Below are 856 nucleotides of genomic sequence, written 5' to 3'. Positions count from 1 at the left end.
TCGAACCGTTGTTGTAGACATCGTTGGCCGGAGTTTCAAACACCACCGAACCGGCAGATTTCCCGGCTTCGATGACGATGGTCTGGCCATTCGAAAGCGTCACAGTCACCGCAGTTTGCGCCGGGTTAGTCAGCGTAGCGGTGTAAGTGATATTGCCGCCTTCAACGACCGAAGGATCCGCCGTCAGAGTGACAGTGGTGGTATCGATAGAGTCGGTGATGGTGGTGGTCGCTGGCGTAGGGTTGGTTGCCAGGTTTTCGAAATTACCGCCAGTGGCGTTGGTGATCGTTGTGTTGACGGTCGAACCGTTGTTGTAGACATCGTTAGCCGGGGTTTCGAAAACTACACTTCCGCTGGACTTGCCCGCTTCGATGTTGATCGTCTGACCGTTGCTCAAGGTAACCGTCACAGCGGTTTGCGCTGGGTTGGTCAGCGTGGCGGTGTAAGTGATGTTGCCGCCTTCAACGACCGATGGATCTGCCGTCAGGGTGACGGTGGTGGTGTCGATCGAATCAGTGATCGTGGTGACGGCTGGGGCAGTACTTGGAACCAAGTTCTCAAAGTTACCGCCAGTTGCACTGGCAATAGTTGTGCTGACAGTCGAACCATTGTTGTAAACGTCGTTAGCCGGCGTTTCAAACACCACCGAGCCCGCAGATTTACCGGCTTCGATAACGATGGTCTGACCATTGCTCAGCGTCACGGTGACCGGAGTTTGCGCCGGGTTGGTCAACGTCGCGGTGTAAGTGATATTGCCGCCTTCAACGACTGACGGGTCCGCCGTCAAAGTGACGGTAGTGGTGTCGATCGAGTCGGTGATGGTGGTGGTCGCTGGCGCTGGGTTGGTTGCCAGGTT

The 856-nt window shown here is 56.0% G+C and carries 1 protein-coding gene; it reads right to left on the bottom strand.

Features of this window, described 5'->3' with window-relative positions; translation table 11 throughout:
* The coding region (locus tag AC19YS_RS32020) for an immunoglobulin-like domain-containing protein (protein ID WP_500603541.1) at positions 1–856 on the bottom strand (856 nt) is incomplete at both ends.

The sequence above is a fragment of the Pseudomonas sp. MF08831 genome (assembly GCF_059862645.1).
Note: the sequence above shows the minus strand (reverse complement) of the source record. Positions and strands in the feature narration are given on the sequence as shown.